Here is a 1,558-nt window from a genome sequence, read left to right as displayed (position 1 = left end):
GCTCGTAGCAGACATTTCTATGAATAAATCCTTCCCTTTGCCCTCAGGGTCGGTTACCTCCCAGATGGAGCCTTCCACCTGCGTATTGCCCAGCGAGTCGAGGATTTTGCAGTGCATGAGGCTGTCAGCCATTATTTCCTTCCCTTTATCCATTCCAGGCCCATCGAAGAAGAAGGCGTCAGAATTTCCCTCTGGGATGTCGCCCGACATCCCCAGAGGGTTGGCAAGCCCCGCATCCAAAGCTTCTGACCAAGTCGCGGCATTGGTCATGCGGGTATCAAATATCTTGCTTTCGCGGGTCAATACGCAGTATGTGTACTCGCAGTAGCGATCCGACGCCTCTAGATCCTCCTGCGTCGCTTCGTAGCCGTAGACGCCCTGCTCCTCCCATTCCACTCTGATATCCTCTCTGATCTCATCCAGTATATGCTCGCAGTCCATATCGGCTGCAGTCTCCTCTATGAATACCTCAGGGTCGAACTTGACAGGTATCTCCTCTCCGTCAGGTCCTATCTCGACGAATCCAGGATCCTCGCAGTCTAGGCAGATATCGCATTGGGAAGGGTCGATGGGGGGATATTCTGCTTTCATTTCCTCCTGTATCTCCTTGGTCATCAGGTTTACCTGCTCCCTAATTGCGCTGTAGTCCGCCGATAGGAGTCGCAGGGTCTTGATGACCCTATAGCTTCCCTCATGGTTGAAGGTAGAAGAAAAGGACAGGGAGGCAACATCCCCTAGGCATTCGGCTTGCCCGATAAGACGGGTATAGCTAGGGCTGTAAGTTATGTCGGTGCAGTTTAGCGGCACGGCTTTCCCAGTAGGGTCAGTGATTGAGATTGCCAGTTCATACTCGCATCCTAAGCATACATCCGCATTGAGTTGGGCGGCCATCGAGGAGATGTTGTACTCGAAATCGTAGCGAGTGCCTGCAATGACATTGGCAATCGTATGGCTGATGGACATGGTGCGCCCGTCGGGCGATAGGGTATTGCTGTGCGCGAGGCTTTCGGTCTTTAGAGAATTGGCTAATTCAGGCAGGGCTTCCAATGCCAGCGGGTTGGTTCCCAGCAGTGCCGTGGCGATGGTGCGCCCCTCCTGGTCTGTATAGGCGACGCTTGACTGCCCGTTCGGGTCGGTCGTCACTACCTTCCTGTAGTGGCTCACATTCCCCACATTCGTACCGAATAGCCTCCATAGCTCCTGTTCGGTCGGGGTACTGTAGATATATTTCGTTACTCTGCCCGCATCCATCTCGAAAGCCTCTCCTACACCCGACTGTCGTTCAGGTCTGCCCCTGCCGTCATTCTGGTAGCGTACCTGCGTATATGCCCAGCCCTCCGATTCAGGGATTAGGTTGCGGTGCAGGCCTCCCACATCATTGAGTGGAGAGTAGTATTTGCCAGTACCCGACTCGCTAGAAAGCGGGGAGTTGGCGAGGCTGTCATTATCGAAGTTGGCAGGGCTGTAGGCCGAAAGCCCGGGAAGGTCTGGGTTTGCTCCAAACTTGTTGAAGCCCTCGCGGTAGCGGAGATGCCCTGCTTTGTCGGGGGAGGGAAGG

Annotated in this window: 1 protein-coding gene; it reads right to left on the bottom strand. The window is 54.6% G+C overall.

The features are described 5' to 3' along the window. Positions 1–1,558, bottom strand: a 1,558-nt coding sequence (locus tag V6D20_12890; protein HEY9816677.1) for a hypothetical protein, incomplete at both ends; no start/stop codon positions are given.

Source organism: Candidatus Obscuribacterales bacterium, from assembly GCA_036703605.1.
Lineage (GTDB): Bacteria > Cyanobacteriota > Cyanobacteriia > RECH01 > RECH01 > RECH01.
The sequence above is the reverse complement of the archived record's forward strand: the minus strand, read 5'-3'. Positions and strand labels throughout refer to the sequence as shown.